This is a genomic window from Pseudomonas wenzhouensis, from assembly GCF_021029445.1.
Lineage (GTDB): Bacteria > Pseudomonadota > Gammaproteobacteria > Pseudomonadales > Pseudomonadaceae > Aquipseudomonas > Aquipseudomonas wenzhouensis.
On the sequence record NZ_CP072610.1, the window covers coordinates 2,788,683 to 2,806,404 of the forward strand.

The window sequence follows — 17,722 nt, forward strand, 5'->3', positions numbered from 1 at the left end:
CCACCTCACCTGCACAACCCTCGAAAAATCAGGCATTGCACAGCACTCGAGTTCAAACAATGTGCTGCTTTTCGCAGAGTTCATAAGATTTTTTCTGAATATAGGTTATGAAGAAAACGTCTTAGGTCTCTCAAAAGTTGTTCTTAGCTCTGATGTTACAAGCCTGAAACGCTTTTACAGGCAAAAACGCCATTTTTATGGCGACAGGATAAGAACAGCAGCAAGGAGAAACCCCAATGCGCACCTTGAAACCCCTGTTGCACGCCATGCTTTTGGCGACCGTTTGCAGCCAGGCACAGGCCATGAATCTCTCGGAAGCGATTCAGAGCACGCTGGACAACCACCCGGAAATCCGTGCTGCCACCAATAGTCGGCTCGCTTCGGATGAAGATGTGAAATTTGCCAAGGGTGGCTATCTCCCCACTGTCGACCTGCTGGTTGGCTATGGCCGGGAACGGACGGACAGCCCCAGCACTCGAGCACTGGGCGACCACAACACGGAAACACTGAACTACCGCGATGCCGAGTTACGTCTGCGGCAAATGCTGTTCGACGGTTTCAATACCCCCAACGAAGTAGCGCGCACGAAAGAGGTGGTCAACTCGCGCGCCTATCGTCTGCTTGGCACGTCGGAAAGCCTCGCCCTGCGCACCGTCGAGGTATACCTCGATGTGCTGATGCGCCGCGAGATGGTCACGCTGGCGCGCAACAATCTGCAGGCGCATCAGCGCATCAACGACCAGATCGGCATGCGTAGCCGCCAAGGCGTAGGCAGCACGGCTGATCTGGATCAGTCCGAAGCACGTCTGGCCCTGGCGCAGAACAACCTCTACACCGAAGAGGTCAACCTGGCCGATGCCGAGGCCAATTTCTTCAGTGCCGTCGGGCGCCTGCCGGATCAACTGGAAACCCCGGCCTCGATCAAGGGTGGCATGCCTGCCGACTTGCTCGCCGCACGGCAGACCGTGATGGAGAACAACCCCTTCCTGAAATCGGCACAGGCTGACGTCAACGCTGCCGAGAAACAGTACGAGGTTGCCAAATCGCCGTTCTACCCACGCTTCGATCTGGAACTGGCCACCTCGGCCGATGACAACGTACAAGGCGACGAAGGCCACAACAACTCCTGGCGGGCCGCCGTGGTGATGAACTACAACCTGTTCAATGGCATGCGCGACAAGGCCCGCCTGGAGTCAGCCGCGCACCAGATCAACGAGTCGATGGACATCCGCAACAACGCCCTGCGGGTGCTCAACGAAAATCTCTCGCTGGCCTGGAATGCCATGGAGAATGCGCGCCTGCAAACCCCCAAGGCCCGCGACTATGCGGACTACACCACACGCGTGCGCGAGGCCTATCAGCAGCAGTTCAGCCTGGGTCAGCGCACCCTGCTCGACCTGCTCGACAGCGAGAACGAACTATTCACCGCCAATCGGCGCTACACCGAGGTTCGCTACGGCGAGGAGTTCTCGATGTACCGCGTCGTCGCGGCCATGGGTGATCTGCTGCGTCAGCAACAGGTCGTAGTCCCGGCGCAGGCCGTAGCCCTCTCGGAAGTGAAGAGTGAGGCGCGCTTGCCGGAAATGAAGTAATACCGGCCCGAGGAGTAGTCGAAATTGACCAGCATGGAACGGCCCATAGCTACAAGCGATCCACGGCTCAGCCATGACGATCCGCTGCTCGACGGCCTGTTGATCCTCTGTCGCCTGCACGGCTGCTCGGCCAGCCGTGGCAGCCTGAGCGCCGGCCTGCCATTACCGGCCCAGCGTCTGAGCCCCGAACTGCTGCCGCGTGCAGCGGCACGGGCCGGACTGCAGGGCCGTATGCTGCAGCGCGAACTGGCCAGCATTTCGGCGTTGAATCTACCGGTTCTGCTGCTGCTCAAGGATGGTCGCAGTGCCGTGCTGCGCCAGTGGGGGCCAAAGCAGCAGGCACAGATCCTGCCGTGCGAGGCAGACGGCGGCGAGCAGTGGGTCAGTCGTGAGCAACTGGCTGCCGAATACAGCGGCCAGGCGTTCTTCGCCCGCCCACGGCATGAGCTGGAAGAAGCCCGCACACCGCTGGTGCCACGCATCGAAGCCTGGTTCCGCGACACCCTCAAGCTGTCGCGCTGGCTCTATACCGATGCCGTGCTGGCCAGCCTGCTGATCAACCTGCTCGGCCTGATGGTGCCGCTGTTCGTCATGCAGACCTACGACCGCGTGGTGCCCAACCAGGCGACCGCTACGCTCTGGGTATTGGCCATAGGCCTGTTTATCGGCACTGGCTTCGAACTGCTGCTCAAGGTGCTGCGCGCGCACCTGCTCGACACTGCGGGCAAGAAGACCGACGTGGTTTTGTCGGCCACCTTGTTCGAACGCATCACCGGTATGTCGATGAAAGCGCGGCCGGCCAGCGTCGGCGGCTTCGCCCAGAGCATTCATGATTTTCAGGGGCTGCGCGATTTCCTCACCGCCGTGACCCTGACCAGCCTGATCGATCTGCCTTTTTCCCTGTTGATGTTGCTGGTGATCGGGCTGATCGGCGGGCCGCTGGTGTTCATCCCGCTGCTGGCCTTTCCCATCACCATCGTTTTCGCCTGGGTCATCCAGATCCGCCTGCGCGATACGGTGCACAAGAGCCTGCAACTCGGTGCACAACGCCAGGCCTTGCTGATCGAAACCCTCGGCGGCCTGGAAACGCTCAAGGCTTGCGGTGCCGAGAGCGAGCGTCAGCACCAGTGGGAGCAAACCCATGGCGCCCTCACCCGCCTGGACGGCCATGCCAAATTCCTCGCTTCGCTGGCTACCAACGGCACGCTGTTCCTGCAGCAGTTCGCCGGCATGGCGACCATCGTCGCCGGGGTCTACCTGATCATCGCCGGCCATCTCAGCGTCGGTGCGCTGGTGGCCTGCTACATGCTCGGCAGCCGCATCCTTGCCCCGCTCGGGCAAATCGCCGGGCTGATTACCCGCTACCAGCAGGCACGCCTGACCATGACCAGCACCGACGCCCTGATGGCCCTGCCGCAGGAGCGTCAGGACAAGCAGCGCCCGCTGGATCGCACCCTGCTCAAGGGCAGCCTGGAGATTCGCCAGGTCAGCTTCACCTACCCCGGCCAGAACGCACCAGCCCTGAACAACGTCAGCCTGCGCCTGGCAGCCGGAGAACGCCTCGGCATCATCGGCCGCAGCGGCTCGGGCAAGAGCACCCTGGCCCGACTGCTGATGGCCTTCTACAGCGCCGACGAAGGACAGATCCTGCTGGACAACCTCGATCTGCGCCAACTGGATGTCGCCGACCTGCGCCACCAGATCGGCTACGTCGCCCACGACCTGCCACTGCTGGCCGGCAGCCTGCGCGACAACCTCACCCTGGGTGCCCGTTACATCAGCGACGCACGCATGCTCGAAGTCGCCGAACTGACCGGCGTGGTCGACCTGGCCCGGCAGCATCCGCAAGGCTTCGATCGCCCGGTAGGCGAACGCGGACAACTGCTCTCCGGTGGCCAGCGCCAGGCCGTGCTGCTGGCCCGCGCGCTGCTGCTCGACCCACCCATCCTGGTGCTCGACGAGCCCACCAGCGCCATGGACAACACCAGCGAAGACCTGCTGCGCCAACGCCTGCACAACTGGGTACAAGGCAAGACGCTGATCCTCATCACCCATCGCGCCTCCATGCTCAGCCTGGTCGACCGTCTGACCGTGCTGGATAGCGGCAAAGTGGTAGCGGACGGCCCCAAAGAGGCCGTGATCGAAGCCTTGCGCAAGGGCCGTGTCGGCCCGGCCAGCCTGTAGGAGCGATCTGTGATGCACGCGACGCAGAACCTCAGCAACTACTTCGACAGCCTGCGCGAAAAACGCCAGGACACCGAATTCATGCCGGAAGTCGAAGGCGCCATCCTGGAGGATTCACCCTGGCTGAGCCGCATCACGGTATGGGCGGTCAGCGCCTGCCTGCTCACGGCATTGATCTGGGCGCATTTTGCCGTGCTTGAGGAAGTCACCACCGGCGAAGGCAAGGCCATCCCCTCGAGCAAAGTGCAGGTGATCCAGAATCTCGAAGGCGGCATCGTCAGCGAGATATTCGTGCGCGAGGGCCAGGTGGTGGACAAGGGCGATACCCTGCTGAGGCTCGATGACACGCGCTTCCTCTCCAACCGCGGCGAAACCGAAGCGGATCGTCTGGCCCTCATCGCCCGTCTCGAACGTCTCAGTGCAGAGGCCGAAGGTCGCGCACCACGGCTGCCCGAGGAAATCACCCGCGATGCGCCACAGTTGGCCGAAGACCAACTGGCTCTCTACCGCTCACGGCAGGAGCGCCTGCGCAGCGAGCAACGTACCCTCGGTGAGCAACTGCGCCAGAAGGAACAGGAGCTGGCCGAATTCCGCTCCAAGGCCCAGCAATACCGCTCCAGCCTGGGCCTGCTGCAGCAGGAGCTGAACATGTCACAGCCGCTGGTGGCTTCGGGCGCGATTTCCCAGGTCGAGGTTCTACGCCTTCGCCGTAGCCTGGTGGAAGTACGTGGCTCACTGGAGGCCACCAACCTGGCCATTCCGCGTGCTGAAGCGGCCATGAGCGAAATCAGAAGCAAGATGGAGGAGTCCGAGCTGGCTTTTCGCGCCGAAGCCTTCAAGGAACTCAATGAAGTACGCACGGAACTGCAGAAGATTACCGCCACCAGCGTAGCCATCGAAGACAAGGTGACCCGCACCACCGTGACCTCGCCCGTGCGCGGCGTGATCAAGCAACTCAAGGTCAACACCATCGGCGGTGTGGTTCAGCCAGGTAGCGACATGCTGGAAATCGTGCCGCTGGATGACAGCCTGCTGATCGAAGCCAAGGTGCGCCCACAGGATGTCGCTTTCCTGCACCCAGGTCAGAAGGCCATGGTCAAGTTCACTGCCTATGACTACACCATCTATGGCGGTCTCAAGGCCAATCTGGAACTGATCAGCGCCGACACCATCACCGACGAGGAAGGCAACAGCTTCTACCTAATCCAGGTGCGTACCGAAAAAAGCCATCTTGGCAATCCGGAACACCCTCTGCTGATCATCCCCGGCATGGTCGCCACCGTGGACATCATCACCGGCGAAAAAAGTGTACTGGACTACCTGCTCAAACCGGTGCTCAAGGCCCGTTCCGAGGCCATGCGCGAACGCTGAGCGCGCCGAACACACGGCATTCAAGGCCTCGCGGCCGACGCGACATCGTAGTTTCGTCGCTCGGCTGTAATCCGGGGAGGTTCTGCGTCCCGACAATCAGCCTTGGATTGCATCCGGGCTACGCGGCATCCCAGGATGCGCCCTTGCCACCTAACGCTGGTGATTGCGGATGAAGACCTCTTCTCCCATCGCCGCGATCTGCCCTTCGATCAACGCATCGAAGGGCCTGAGCAATGCGCTGAAATCGTGCGGCGCCTCCAGCACATCCAGTGCCGTGGCAATCGCCTCGATGGTCGACAGCGCTCCCTCTTCCGGCGCCTTGCGCAGGCGATAACGCGACGGCGCGGCGCCATCCAGGCTGACGCGTGGCAACGCCGCCAACAACGGGTTCATGTGCAGCAGCTTGCGCGCCTTGCGCCAGGTGCCGTCGGGAACCACCAGCAGCAAAGGCCTCTCATCAGTCGCATAAGCACTCAGGATGACGGACTCTTCACCGGGAAACAGCAGGCAGGCGCGATAATCAGAATGCGCAAGCAATGCCGGCAAATCATCGCACACCTCACCGACACGCAGCTCCGCGTTGCGCAACCCAAGCGCAGCCAGGCGAGCGGTATTGAGGGCATGGCCGACCTCGCTCGGGTGCTGCAGGATCAGCACCCGGGTACGACTGTCGAGACTGGGAACCAGCGCACAGAGACAATGGCTCAGCGGGCGCTGGCAACGTGAACAGGTTGGACGAGGCATGCCGCGCAGTGTGCCAGAACACCGCTGCGACGCGTAGTGCGTATGCTATCCGGAAACCCTGGATTGCATACGCACGACGGGCTCAGCGGTTGAAGCGTTCGGCCAGACTGTGCAGGTAATCAGCCATCTGCTCCAGCTCGCGATTGATGGCCGCGCCCTGATGTGCCTGGCCAGCACTGTGGTCGGAAAGCTGGGCGATGCGGGTGATCTGCCGGCTGATATCCTCGGCTACATGACTCTGTTCTTCAGACGCTGCCGCCATTTGCTGGCTCATGCCGGTAATGCGCGTCACGGCAGAGCTGATGCCTTCCAGCGCATCCCGTACTGACTCGACACTCTCTACGCTGCCACGGGAAATTTCCTCTCCCTTTCCGGCGGTTAATACGGCGCGCTCGGCTCCTGCACGCAGCTCCGAGATGATCTGGTGGATCTGCTCGGTCGACTGGCGAGTGCGAGAAGCCAGTGATCGAACCTCATCGGCCACCACCGCGAACCCACGTCCCTGCTCGCCCGCTCGCGCAGCTTCGATCGCGGCATTGAGTGCCAGCAGATTGGTCTGCTCGGCAATCGAGGTGATCACATCGGCGACACTGCCGATGGACTGGGTGGAGTTGGCCAGCTCGTTGACCGCCTGGCCGATATCGTTGACGGCCTTGGCCATCTGCCGCATGGAGTCGAGACTGCCGACGGCCAGATCACGTCCCTCACGCGCCAGACGATCCGCCTCCTCGGCAGCATGCGAGGTGTTCTGTACGTTGTGCGAGACCTCCTGAATGGTGGCGGCCATTTCATTGATAGCGGTCGCCGACTGATCCGTCTCGGCTCGTTGCTGGTCCAGCAACTCGGCACCCGCACTGGCCAGTTGGGCAGCCTGCGCAGCTCGCCGCTTGACGTTTTCACCTGCATCTTCGAGGCGCGTCAACGCGGTCTGCAAACGAGCCTCCTCACTGATCATGGCCATATCCAGCAGCGCCTGCGCGCCCCGGTTGTCGCTGTAGGTCAGGGCCACCAACTCACTGGTGAAAGCCTTGGGATGTTCGGCGAGGGTACGCAAGATCAACGTGCGGCTGCGATGCAACTGATATGCGCCCAACGCAATCATCATGGCGATGGTAACGCCGACCAGCAGTCCGCCCGTCATGAAATGCTCGGCTAACAGAATGAGTGCGGCAACCAGGATCAGCGGCCAGGAACGCACCAGGCTGTAGGTCCAGCGTTCAATCGCCGGCACCGCAGGCTTGCCCTCACGCAAACGGGCATAAAGCTTCTCCGCGCGCTGCTTCTGCGCCTGGGTCGGTAGCGAGCGTACCGACTCATAACCAACCATGCGCCCGCCTTCATAAACTGGCGTCACATAGGCACTAACCCAGTAGAAATCACCATTCTTCGCCCGGTTCTTGACGATACCCATCCAAGGTTTGCCCTGCTTGATGGTGTCCCACATATGCCCGAATACTGCCGGCGGCATATCCGGGTGACGTACAAGATTGTGGGGCTGGCCAATCAGTTCCTCGCGGGTGAAACCACTGATCTCGACAAACGCATCATTGCAATAGGTAATCCGGCTATCCATGTCGGTCGTGGAAATAAGGCGATCGTCCGCAGGAAACGTGCGTTCACGTTGGGTCACGGGCAGGTTCTGGCGCATTCGGAGGTGTCTCAGTGGGTAAGAGATACTGGTTTCTTCTAGAAGTAGTAGCACAGCGCCAGAGGAGCGCTAATCAGCGATTAGGCGCAGAGCCTGATGAACAGTGCGTATCAGGCTTTCGGCTGGCACCATGAAGTCTTTAACAGTGTTCTGGATCGAGTTGAGCCTTCAGCAGATCACGACATATCGGATAGAAGCTCACGGTTTTCATCCCGATAGGAAAGCAGACAGAACGACGCCTACCGTGCAGACGCGCCCAGTCATGCTGAACCCAATAAGAGTGGCCTGAACGGCATGAAAAAGTAGACGCTCAGTCAGAGCTGATAGGCACTTGGCTCAAGGCCCATCGGCTCAACTGACGAGTTTCAGCGACGCTGACGCGCTTCGCGACTCAGACGCTCCTGCTCGGCTTCACTGATGCGAATCGGCTGAGGTTGTGGGGCGAGGCCAAGGGCCTGCAGCAGGGCTTGCAGTTGTTCTTGCAGCTTGGCGAGCATGGGTACGACCTCCTGCCAAGTAAAGGGAAGAGCCAGCGGCTCACCTGTAAGATTAGGCCGGGCAAGGCGGATTTCAACCAGCTTCCGTCAAATCACCGGACTCTTGCGTCGATACGGGAATACGTCGATCACCTTGCCCGCCCGAATCGCCTCCTGCAATTGTTTCCAGTAATCGGCGTCATAGAGATTGCCATGCAACTGGCTGAACAGCCGGCGCTGCTTGATATCGGCGAACAGGAACGGCGGAAACTCCTCGGGGAACACGTCCATCGGCCCCACCGAATACCAGGGCTCGGAACTCATTTCGTCCTCGGGAAAACGCGGCGGCGGGATGCGGCGGAAGTTCACTTCGGTGAGAAAGCAGATCTCGTCGTAGTCGTAGAACACCACGCGGCCATGGCGGGTGACGCCGAAATTCTTCAGCAACATGTCGCCAGGGAAGATATTGGCCGCCGCCAGTTGTTTGATGGCCAGGCCGTAGTCATCCAGCGCTTCGCGCACCTGCGCTTCGTTGGCACTCTCCAGGTAGAGGTTCAGCGGCGTCATGCGCCGTTCGGTCCAACAGTGGCGCACAAGCACGGTGTCACCCTCCACGACCACGGTCGACGGTGCCACCTCCAGCAACTCGGCCAGGCACTCAGGCTCGAACTTGGCCTTGGGAAAACGGAAGTCGGCGAACTCCTGGGTATCGGCCATGCGCCCTACGCGGTCGACGCTTTTCACCAGGCGATACTTCTCGATCACCGTATTGCGGTCCACCGTCTTGGCGTGGGCGAAACGGTCCTTGATGATCTTGAACACGGTATTGAAGCCCGGCAGGGTGAACACGCTCATGACCATGCCGCGCACCCCCGGCGCCATGATGAAGCGATCATCGGTGCCGGCCAGGTGGCCGATCAGGGCGCGGTAGAACTCGGATTTGCCATGCTTGTAGAAGCCGATCGAGGTGTACAGCTCGGCGATGTGCTTGCCCGGCAGGATGCGCTTGAGAAAGCCGACGAACTCCGCCGGAATGGCCACGTCCACCATGAAATAACTGCGGGTGAAGGAGAAGATGATCGACACCTCCGCCTCGTCGGTGATCGCTGCATCGGCCTGGATGCCCAGCCCTTCGCGATGCAGCAGCGGGATTGCCAGCGGCCACTGCTCCTCGCGGTTATAGATGCGTCCGATCAGATAAGCACCCTTGTTGCGATACAGCACCGAGGAAAACAGCTCGATGCATAACTCAGGGTCCTTGCACACCCAGTCCGGCAGGCTGGCACGCAGTTGCTCCTCCAGGCGCAGCAAGTCACGCGGCAGGTCTTCGTAGGGCACGTCAAACCGGTAATCGTCGAAGATTGCCTGCAATGCCGGCGGTAATTCGCCTGCAGGTCGATAGCCGCGTATCTGGACGGCACTGGGCTGGTTGCGCAGCGACGGCCGCGTAGTGTGGATGAACATGCAGCCATCGCTGATCTGGTCATGGCTGAACAGGCTGCAGAAGATCGAGTTGAACCAGGTTTCCGCCAACTCGTCATCGAAACGCAGGTCGATCAGGGCGATATAGGCGCTCTTGACCAGCGGCCACTGCCCGACTTCCAGCAGCGACGCATCAAACCCTTGCAGCAGATGCTCGCGGGTCTCGGCGACCTTGTCTTCGTAGAGGTTGATACGCGCCGCCGAGGCTTGCTGCGCATCCTGCCACTGCGCCTGCTCGAAACGTACCCGCGCGCCATCGGTGATCTGACGAAAATGCTCGCGATAGTCGTCGAAGCCATCGAGAATCAGACGCGCGATCTCACTGGCCGGCCATTGCTGTCCCATGGAAGTGCCTCGCAAGGAAATGAGTGAAGCGAGCTTAGCCACAAAGTCGGCCAAACGTAGCCCGGATGCAATCCGGGGACTATCGCCCATGTCTTCCCGGATTTCATCCGGGCTACGGGTTCGTTCGACAGCGCAATACGGATTGCCAGAACCCTGCCCAGCAGCAACACTCTCGATCCCACCCTGCCGGATACTTCGTCTTGCGTACCGCCGATCTGCTTCGCCTGCTGCTGCTCGCCGCCATCTGGGGCGCCAGTTTCCTGTTCATGCGCGTTGCCGCGCCGGTGCTGGGCAGCATGCCGACCGCCTTCTTCCGCGCCAGTTTCGGCATGCTGGGCTTGCTTGCCCTGCTACTGTTGTTGCGCACGAATTGGGACTTTCGCGGCAAGTTTCGTATATGCCTGGTACTCGGGCTAATCAACGCCGGCGTGCCGTCAGTCATGTACTGCCTGGCGGCGCTGATCCTGCCGGCCGGTTACTCGGCAATCTTCAACGCCACCACCCCACTCATGGGCGTATTGATCGGCGCGCTGTTCTTTCATGAAGGCATCACCCCGAGCAAGGCAGCCGGCGTATTCCTCGGTCTACTGGGTGTGGCGGTGCTGACCCGTACCGGCCCGGTAGCCTTCGACCTGCAACTGTTGCTCGGTGCCGGAGCCTGCCTGGTAGCCACCACCTGCTATGGCTTCGCCGGTTTCCTTACCCGGCGCTGGATTGGCCAGCAAGGCGGCCTGGACAACCGTTTGACCGCCTTCGCCAGCCTGGTAGGCGCCAGCCTGTTCCTGCTGCCACTGTTCGCCGGCAGCCTGGTGCTGCAGCCGCCGCCAAGCTGGGGTGGCATAGAAGTGTGGCTATCACTGGCAGGTCTTGGGCTGGTCTGCACGGCCTTCGCCTACGTGCTGTATTTCCGCCTGCTGGCCGATATCGGGCCGATCAAGGCCAGCACCACCACCTTCCTGATCCCGCCATTCGGCGTGTTGTGGGGCGCACTGCTACTGGGCGAGCCACTGAGCTGGGACTACCTGCCCGGCTGCGTGCTGATCGCCCTGGCCCTGTGGCTGGTGGTGCGCCCGAGCGCGAGCAGAACGTAGCCCCGATGGAATCTGGGATTCACCGTATTCCATACGAGCTAAGGACTGAAGGTCAGGCAAGGGCAGAGCGCACTTCACCGCCCCACAAAAGCGATATCCGCTCTGAGCACGTAGCCTGCAGGAGCCGCGCCTGGCGACGAATCGCATGAACAGCGCATAAACAAAACCTTTGCCCCAACATCAGGCCTCTGCATACGCGCCACAGACACTGCAACCTGCGTCAAGCCACCCGGTCAGGCGATATCACCGGCTGCACCGGTGGCGTCAGTGGCGGCAGGCCATGGGCCTTGCGCGCGTCGTCACAGCGCGGGTTGTGTACGCCGTTCTCCCAGCTCGCTGCGAACTCGCGGCAACTGCTCGAGCGCTGTTCGTACATGGTGCAGCGCACGCCGCAACCGACATCGCCGAGCAACTGGGTACAGCGCGCGGGGGCGCTCTCGGTACCTCGCATGGCGACGTAATGGGGACTGATCTGGACGACCTGTTCATCCGGCACGCTACCGCCTGCGGATTGGCACTCGCCCCAGAAGAAGGACACACGAAAAAACGCGCAGCAGGCGCCGCACGTAAGACAGGGATTAGCTTCGGACATTTGAGGAGAACTCGGAAACCGGCGGACGCCAGTAACTGGCGGCTATTCTATGCTTGGCCAATGACTTGTAAAGCCCCCACCTACGGCGGTTTACAGGCGCCTGACCACAGGTAGAATGGCGCACTTTTACAACCCGCCAGAGCCCTTGCACATGGCCTTGCCGACGCTGCGCATCATCGGTTTCATCATCGGCATATTCCTGATTACCCTGGCGATCAGCATGGCCATTCCCATGCTGACGCTGTTGATCTTCGAACAACCGCAGGACCTCTACGCCTTTCTCTGGTCCAGCCTGATCACCCTGATCGCCGGCCTTGCCCTGGTGATTCCTGGTCGCCCCGAAAACGCCCAGCTGCGCCCGCGCGACATGTACCTGCTGACGACCGGCAGCTGGATCGTGGTCTGCTTTTTCGCCGCTCTGCCGCTGATGTTGATCGCTCACATCAGCTACACCGACGCCATCTTCGAGACCATGTCCGGCATTACCACCACCGGCTCGACCGTGCTGGTTGGTCTGGACGCTCTCTCACCCGGCATTCTGATCTGGCGCTCACTGCTGCACTGGCTCGGCGGCATCGGCTTCATCGGTATGGCCATTGCCATCTTGCCGCTGCTACGCGTCGGCGGCATGCGCCTGTTCCAGACCGAATCCTCGGACTGGGGCGAGAAAGTGATGCCGCGCTCGCACATGGCCGCCAAGTATCTGCTGCTGATCTACCTGGCCCTGACGCTGCTCGGTTCACTGGCATTCTGGGCAGCCGGGATGACGCCTTTCGAGGCGATCAACCACGCCATGGCCTCGATTTCCACCGGTGGCTTTTCCACCTCCGATGCATCACTGGCGCACTGGCCACAGCCGGCCGTGCACTGGACGGCCGTGGTGCTGATGCTGCTCGGTGGTATGCCCTTCATGCTCTATGTCGCCTTCGTGCGCGGCAATCGCCAGGCGCTGTTCAGGGATCATCAGGTACGCGGCTTCATCGGTTTCCTCCTGCTGACCTGGCTGGTCTTCGGCACCTGGCTATGGCTGAACTCGAATTACGCCTGGCTCGAGGCTTTTCGCATCGTTGCCGTCAACGTCACCTCGGTGGTCACCACCACAGGCTTCGCCCTCGGCGATTACACCACCTGGGGCAGCTTTGCTGTCTTGCTGTTCTTCTACCTGACCTTCGTTGGCGGCTGCTCCGGCTCCACGGCTGGCGGTCTGAAGATCTTCCGCTTCCAGGTCGCCTACGTCCTGCTCAAGGCCAACCTGATGCAGCTGGTGCACCCGCGTGCAGTGATCCGGCAGCAGTACAACAACCACAATCTGGATGAAGAGATCGTCCGCTCGATGATTACCTTCTCCTTCTTCTTCACCATCACCATCGGCGTGCTGGCCCTGGCGCTGACCCTGGTTGGCCTGGACTGGATGACCGCGCTGACCGGCGCCGCCACTGCAGTGTGCAACGTCGGCCCGGGTCTTGGCCCGATCATCGGCCCGGCCGGCAACTTCGCCAGCCTGCCGGATTCGGCCAAATGGCTACTGAGCCTGGGCATGCTACTCGGCCGCCTGGAAATTCTGACCGTGCTGGTCCTGATCACCCGCAGCTTCTGGAAACACTGACCGATGCCTCTAGCCAGCCTGCGCATCCTTGCCTTCATCAACGGCATCTTCCTCGTCACCCTGGCAGTGGCCATGCTGGTGCCGGTGATCACCCTGCTGATCTTCGAGCAGCCACAAGGCATCAACGCCTTTCTCTGGTCGAGCATGATCACTGCGCTTGCCGGCATCGCCATGATCGCCCAGGGCAGGCCACAGCAAACACAGCTGCGTCCGCGCGACATGTACATGTTGACGGTATCGAGCTGGGTCATGGTGTCGATCTTCGCCGCCTTACCGTTCATTTTCGCCGAACGGGCGAGCATCACCGACGCCTACTTCGAGAGCATGTCAGGCATTACCGCCACTGGCGCGACGGTGTTCAGCGGCCTCGACGACATGTCGCCCGGCACGCTGATCTGGCGCTCGCTGCTGCACTGGCTGGGCGGCATCGGCTTTATCGGCATGGCCGTGGCGATTCTGCCGATCCTGCGCATCGGCGGCATGCGCCTGTTCCAGACCGAGTCGTCGGATCGCTCGGAAAAGGTCATGCCACGCTCGCACATGGTCGCCAAGTACATGGTGCTGGCCTATGTCGGCCTCAGTACCCTGGCAGTGCTGGCCTTCTGGTGGGCCGGCATGGGTCTATTCGACGCGATCAACCATGCCATGTCAGCCATCGCCACCGGCGGCTTCTCCACCTCGGATGCCTCGCTGGGCAAATGGCAGCAGCCGGCGATTCACTGGGTCGCCATCGTGGTAATGGTGCTCGGCAGCCTGCCGTTCGTGCTCTACGTCAGCACCCTGCGCGGCAACTACCGCGCCCTGTTGCGCGACGCGCAGGTACGCGGCTTCCTCTATCTGCTGGTAGGCAGCTGGCTCACCCTGGCCATCTGGAAATGGCTCACCACCGACCTGTACTGGCTCGATGCACTGCGCCTGGTGGCCGTGAACATCACCTCGATCATGACCACCACCGGGTTCGCCGTGGGCGATTACCACCTGTGGGGGCCGTTCGCCAGCATGATGTTCTTTTATCTGGGTTTCGTCGGCGGTTGCTCCGGCTCCACAGCCGGTGGCCTGAAGATTTTCCGCTTCCAGGTCGCCTATATCCTGCTCAGGGCCAACCTCAGACAGCTCATCCATCCACGCGCGGTGATCAAGCAGCAATACAACCGCCACCGCCTGGATGAAGACATCGTTCGCTCGATTCTTGCCTTCGCCTTCTTCTACACCATCACCATCGCCACCCTGGCCCTGGCGGTCGCCATGTGCGGGGTGGACTGGATCACCGCCCTGACCGGGGCGGCAGCCATGGTATCCGGTGTCGGCCCCGGCATGGGCGAGATGGTCGGTCCGGCCGGCAATTACGCCACCATCCCCGATACGGCCAAGTGGCTGTTGAGCCTGGGCATGCTGCTCGGGCGCCTGGAAATCCTTACCGTACTGGTGTTGTTGTTCCCGGCCTTCTGGCGCCACTGAGCACACGCGCGCTCAGTCGCCAAGCCCGCGACGGCTGCGGTACTCGCCAGGCGTTGCGCCGAACCAGCGACGAAACGCCCTGAAGAAGTTGCTCGGATCGGCAAAGCCAAGCAGGTAAGCGACCTCCAGCAAAGTCAGATCGGCCCGCCCGAGATACTGCTCGGCCAGCTCTCGCCGGGTATCGTCCAGCAACTGCTGATAGCTGGTGCCCTCCTCCTGCAGGCGCCGCTGCAAAGTGCGTTGCGACAGATGCAGGGTTTGCGCCACCACCTCGCGGCGCGGCTCGCCCTGCGGCAGCAGGCGGCACAGCACCTGTCGCGCCTGGCGGGTGACACGGCTGCTGCAGAAGCGTGCCAGGTAATCGCCGGCGAACCCGTCATGCAGTTGCGCCAGCGCCTCGTTGGCGCTGGGCAATGGCGCCTCGAGATCGGCACGGGTAAAAATCAGCGCATGCTGCTCGGCATTGAACGTCAATGGCGCCTGGAATACCTCCTGATAAGGTGCAAGATCGGCAGGCGGCGGCCCTTGCAGACGAATCTCACGCGGCCGAATGGGCTTGCCAGTGAGCCAGCGGCAGAAGGCCAGGCAGTACGCCAGTGAAGCCTCGGCACTCTGTCGGGCAGACGGCAGACGGTCGCCATGAATGACCAGCGTCAGCGCATAGCCATCAGGCTGCGCCAGGAAGCTCAGATCCGCGCCCTCGCCGATGATGCGCTGATAACGCACCAGGCGCGCGAAACCTTCGCGCAGATTGCGACTGGACATCAACGCGTAACCGACCACATGAAAGGACGCCGGCCGCACCACCTTTGCCATGTTCAGACCAATGGCCGGATTGCCGGACAGCGCCACGGCGCGCTGCCACAGCCTGGTCATGCCGTCCTGCGGGAAGCGTGCGTCGGGGTCGCTCAGGGCTGCGTAGTCCATACCCAGTTCAGCGAACAGGCTGAGGCAGTCGACCCCGCCCAGCTCCAGCGCCTGTACGATGGCCAATGCCCAGCTGGAAGATGTGGTTCTTTCGTTCATCATCTTGTTCTTGTGATCGATCAGCAGGCCATGGTCAGCGGCGCAAGGATACTAGACTGGCACCTTAAGTCAGTGGCCCACGAAGACAGCCGTCCTACACTGATCATGACAATAACAGGAGGTGCGCCATGACCACCCAGACCACCGAACGCTACCAGAGCTTCGCCGAGTTCTACCCCTACTACCTGCAGGAGCACAGCAACCCGGTGTGCCGTCGCCTGCACTATGCCGGCAGCCTGCTGGTGCTGGCGATCCTCGCCTATACCCTGCTCAGCCAGCAATGGCTGTGGCTGCTGGCCATGCCACTGGCCGGATACGGTTTCGCCTGGATCGGTCACTTCGTTTTCGAAAAAAACCGTCCAGCCACCTTCCAGTACCCGCTCTATAGCCTGATGGGCGACTGGGTGATGCTCAAGGATGCCTTTACCGGACGCATCCGCTTCTGAACCCTACCCGGGCGCAGCCCTGCTATGACTGCGCCCAGCCCATACCTGCCAGAGGTCATTCGCACGCGCTGACCGCTGGCCACTGCTACGCCACCGTTCGGCAGTCATGCTTGGCGGGTAGCCCCCCCTTGGTTATGATCCCCGCCCAGCAAGCCTCTGGCTTCGGCCTTGCCGACCAGCCAGGCGTCCAGCAGAGACGCCAAAATCCAGCAGGGACAGTTCCAGTAGATGAAGCCAGCCACCCCCAGTCGTGCCAACGGACTTCCTACGCCGCCACTGCGCGAATACTACTCGCGCGTACTGGCCTATATCGCCACGGCAGCCACTATCGCTGCCGGCACCTATGTCGGTTATTTCTCCTACGACATCCTGTGGATGGTGCCCTACGCCCTGCTTTACCCGCATCTGGCGCATAATCTCAGCCGCCGTTTCAAACATGACCACCCTGCAAAGACCGACCTCACCCTGCTCTTCTTCGACGCCCTGCATGCCGGCGCATCCTGCGTGCTGCTCGGTTTTTCCGTCGTCCCCAGCCTGATGTTTCTGCTGACCCTGTGCTTCAGTGCATTGGTCATTGGCGGCCTGCGCTACCTGGGTCTGTCGTTGCTGGTCGCAGCAAGCGGTATGGCGCTGTGCGCCGCGCTGGTGGAGATTCACCCCAGAACCGAGACACCGACGCTGGTGGCATTGGTCAGCATCCTCTTCGCCACACTCTACATCTGCATCACTGCCTACTTCGTTAACCAGCAGGGCATACGCCTGGCCCAGGTGCGCAGCGAAATCAAGCGCGAGCAGGAAAAGGCCGCGCGTCTGGCACGCAACCTGGCCAAGTACCTGTCACCGCAGGTCTGGGAATCGATCTTCACCGGCAAGAAGAGCGTGCGCCTGGAGACTCAGCGCAAGAAGCTCACGGTGTTCTTCTCCGACATCAAGGGTTTCACCGAGCTGACCGAAGAGCTGGAAGCCGAGCAACTCACCGACCTGCTCAACACCTACCTCAATGAAATGTCGAAGATCGCCCTGAAATATGGCGGCACCATCGACAAATTCATCGGCGACAGCGTCATGGTGTTCTTCGGTGACCCCAGCAGCAAAGGCGCCAAACAGGATGCCGTGGCGGCCGTTTCCATGGCCATCGCCATGCGCAAGCACATGAAGGTGCTGCGCCAGCAATGGCGTGCACAGGGCATCACCAAGCCGCTGGAGATCCGCATGGGGCTCAATACCGGCTACTGCACGGTGGGCAACTTCGGCGCTGACACGCGTATGGACTACACCATCATCGGCCGCGAAGTGAACCTGGCCAGCCGCCTGGAAAGCGCAGCCGAATCCGGCGAGATTCTCATCTCCCACGAAGCCTATTCGCTGGTCAAGGACGTGATCATGTGCCGCGACAAGGGCCAGATCACGGTCAAGGGCTTCACCCGCCCGGTGCAGATCTACCAGGTGGTGGATTTCCGTCGCGACCTGGGCGCCACCTCCAGCTACGTCGAACACGAGCTGCCCGGCTTCTCCATGTACCTGGACACCAATGGCATCCAGAACTACGACAAGGAACGGGTGATCCAGGCGCTCAACCAGGCCGCCGAAAAGCTGCGCGACAAGGTCATCCTTTAAGTCCGGTCGGCAGGCTTAACACCTCGGAAACACGTACATGCTTC

Annotated in this window: 14 protein-coding genes and 1 pseudogene; 8 read left to right on the forward strand and 7 right to left on the reverse strand. The window is 61.5% G+C overall.

Annotated features, from left to right (window positions below):
- Nucleotides 1-236 precede the first annotated feature (236 nt).
- The 3 genes from J7655_RS12750 to J7655_RS12760 are packed head-to-tail and all read left to right on the forward strand — an operon-like array spanning nt 237 to nt 5,147.
- Nucleotides 237-1,592 (forward strand): TolC family outer membrane protein, encoded by a 1,356-nt coding sequence (locus J7655_RS12750; protein WP_230924772.1) that lies wholly within the window; start codon nt 237-239, stop codon nt 1,590-1,592.
- 24 nt (nt 1,593-1,616) lie between these two features.
- The gene (locus J7655_RS12755; protein WP_420850876.1) at nt 1,617-3,776 is read left to right on the forward strand and encodes a type I secretion system permease/ATPase; all 2,160 of its coding nucleotides are present in this window, start codon (nt 1,617-1,619) and stop codon (nt 3,774-3,776) included.
- A gap of 12 nt (nt 3,777-3,788) precedes the next feature.
- Entirely contained in the window at nt 3,789-5,147 is a 1,359-nt protein-coding gene (locus J7655_RS12760) for an HlyD family type I secretion periplasmic adaptor subunit (protein WP_230924774.1), read from the forward strand.
- A 150-nt stretch (nt 5,148-5,297) separates the two neighbouring features.
- Here the strand turns inward: J7655_RS12760 and J7655_RS12765 are convergent, their stop codons facing one another.
- The 5 genes and pseudogenes from J7655_RS12765 to aceK form a co-directional block, all read right to left on the reverse strand.
- Entirely contained in the window at nt 5,298-5,891 is a 594-nt protein-coding gene (locus J7655_RS12765; RefSeq protein WP_230924775.1) for a tRNA-uridine aminocarboxypropyltransferase, read from the reverse strand.
- 82 nt (nt 5,892-5,973) lie between these two features.
- Complete coding sequence (locus J7655_RS12770) at nt 5,974-6,996, reverse strand: methyl-accepting chemotaxis protein (RefSeq protein WP_420850950.1); 1,023 nt, start codon at nt 6,994-6,996, stop codon at nt 5,974-5,976.
- Between the two features lie 261 nt (nt 6,997-7,257).
- Nucleotides 7,258-7,539 (reverse strand): annotated as a pseudogene (locus tag J7655_RS21095) (PAS domain-containing protein); the annotation flags it as partial.
- Between the two features lie 365 nt (nt 7,540-7,904).
- Complete coding sequence (locus J7655_RS20795) at nt 7,905-8,036, reverse strand: PA1414 family protein (RefSeq protein WP_256834787.1); 132 nt, start codon at nt 8,034-8,036, stop codon at nt 7,905-7,907.
- An 87-nt stretch (nt 8,037-8,123) separates the two neighbouring features.
- On the reverse strand, nt 8,124-9,842 hold the full coding sequence (gene aceK, locus J7655_RS12775) for a bifunctional isocitrate dehydrogenase kinase/phosphatase (RefSeq protein ID WP_230924777.1): 1,719 nt from the start codon (nt 9,840-9,842) through the stop codon (nt 8,124-8,126).
- Between the two features lie 200 nt (nt 9,843-10,042).
- Between aceK and J7655_RS12780 the strand changes: the two genes are divergently transcribed.
- On the forward strand, nt 10,043-10,933 hold the full coding sequence (locus tag J7655_RS12780; RefSeq protein WP_230924778.1) for a DMT family transporter: 891 nt from the start codon (nt 10,043-10,045) through the stop codon (nt 10,931-10,933).
- Nucleotides 10,934-11,153: 220 nt separating this feature from the next.
- On the opposite strand, the gene J7655_RS12785 is transcribed toward J7655_RS12780, so the two are convergent.
- Nucleotides 11,154-11,525, reverse strand: coding sequence for a YkgJ family cysteine cluster protein (locus tag J7655_RS12785; RefSeq protein ID WP_147810864.1), 372 nt, complete (start codon nt 11,523-11,525; stop codon nt 11,154-11,156).
- 151 nt (nt 11,526-11,676) lie between these two features.
- On the opposite strand from J7655_RS12785, the gene J7655_RS12790 reads away from it, so the two are divergent.
- Nucleotides 11,677-13,131, forward strand: a complete 1,455-nt coding sequence (locus tag J7655_RS12790; RefSeq protein ID WP_230924779.1) for a TrkH family potassium uptake protein — start codon at nt 11,677-11,679, stop codon at nt 13,129-13,131.
- 3 nt (nt 13,132-13,134) lie between these two features.
- A complete protein-coding gene (locus J7655_RS12795) occupies nt 13,135-14,589 on the forward strand; it encodes a TrkH family potassium uptake protein (protein WP_230924780.1) in 1,455 nt (484 codons plus the stop codon).
- Between the two features lie 12 nt (nt 14,590-14,601).
- Here J7655_RS12795 and J7655_RS12800 read toward each other — a convergent pair whose 3' ends face one another.
- Nucleotides 14,602-15,615: an AraC family transcriptional regulator gene (locus J7655_RS12800; RefSeq protein ID WP_230924781.1), complete on the reverse strand. Its 1,014-nt coding sequence runs from the start codon at nt 15,613-15,615 to the stop codon at nt 14,602-14,604.
- 128 nt (nt 15,616-15,743) lie between these two features.
- Between J7655_RS12800 and J7655_RS12805 the strand changes: the two genes are divergently transcribed.
- Entirely contained in the window at nt 15,744-16,061 is a 318-nt protein-coding gene (locus J7655_RS12805) for an Mpo1-like protein (protein ID WP_230924782.1), read from the forward strand.
- Between the two features lie 228 nt (nt 16,062-16,289).
- On the forward strand, nt 16,290-17,678 hold the full coding sequence (locus tag J7655_RS12810; RefSeq protein WP_230924783.1) for an adenylate/guanylate cyclase domain-containing protein: 1,389 nt from the start codon (nt 16,290-16,292) through the stop codon (nt 17,676-17,678).
- Nucleotides 17,679-17,722: the final 44 nt, after the last annotated feature.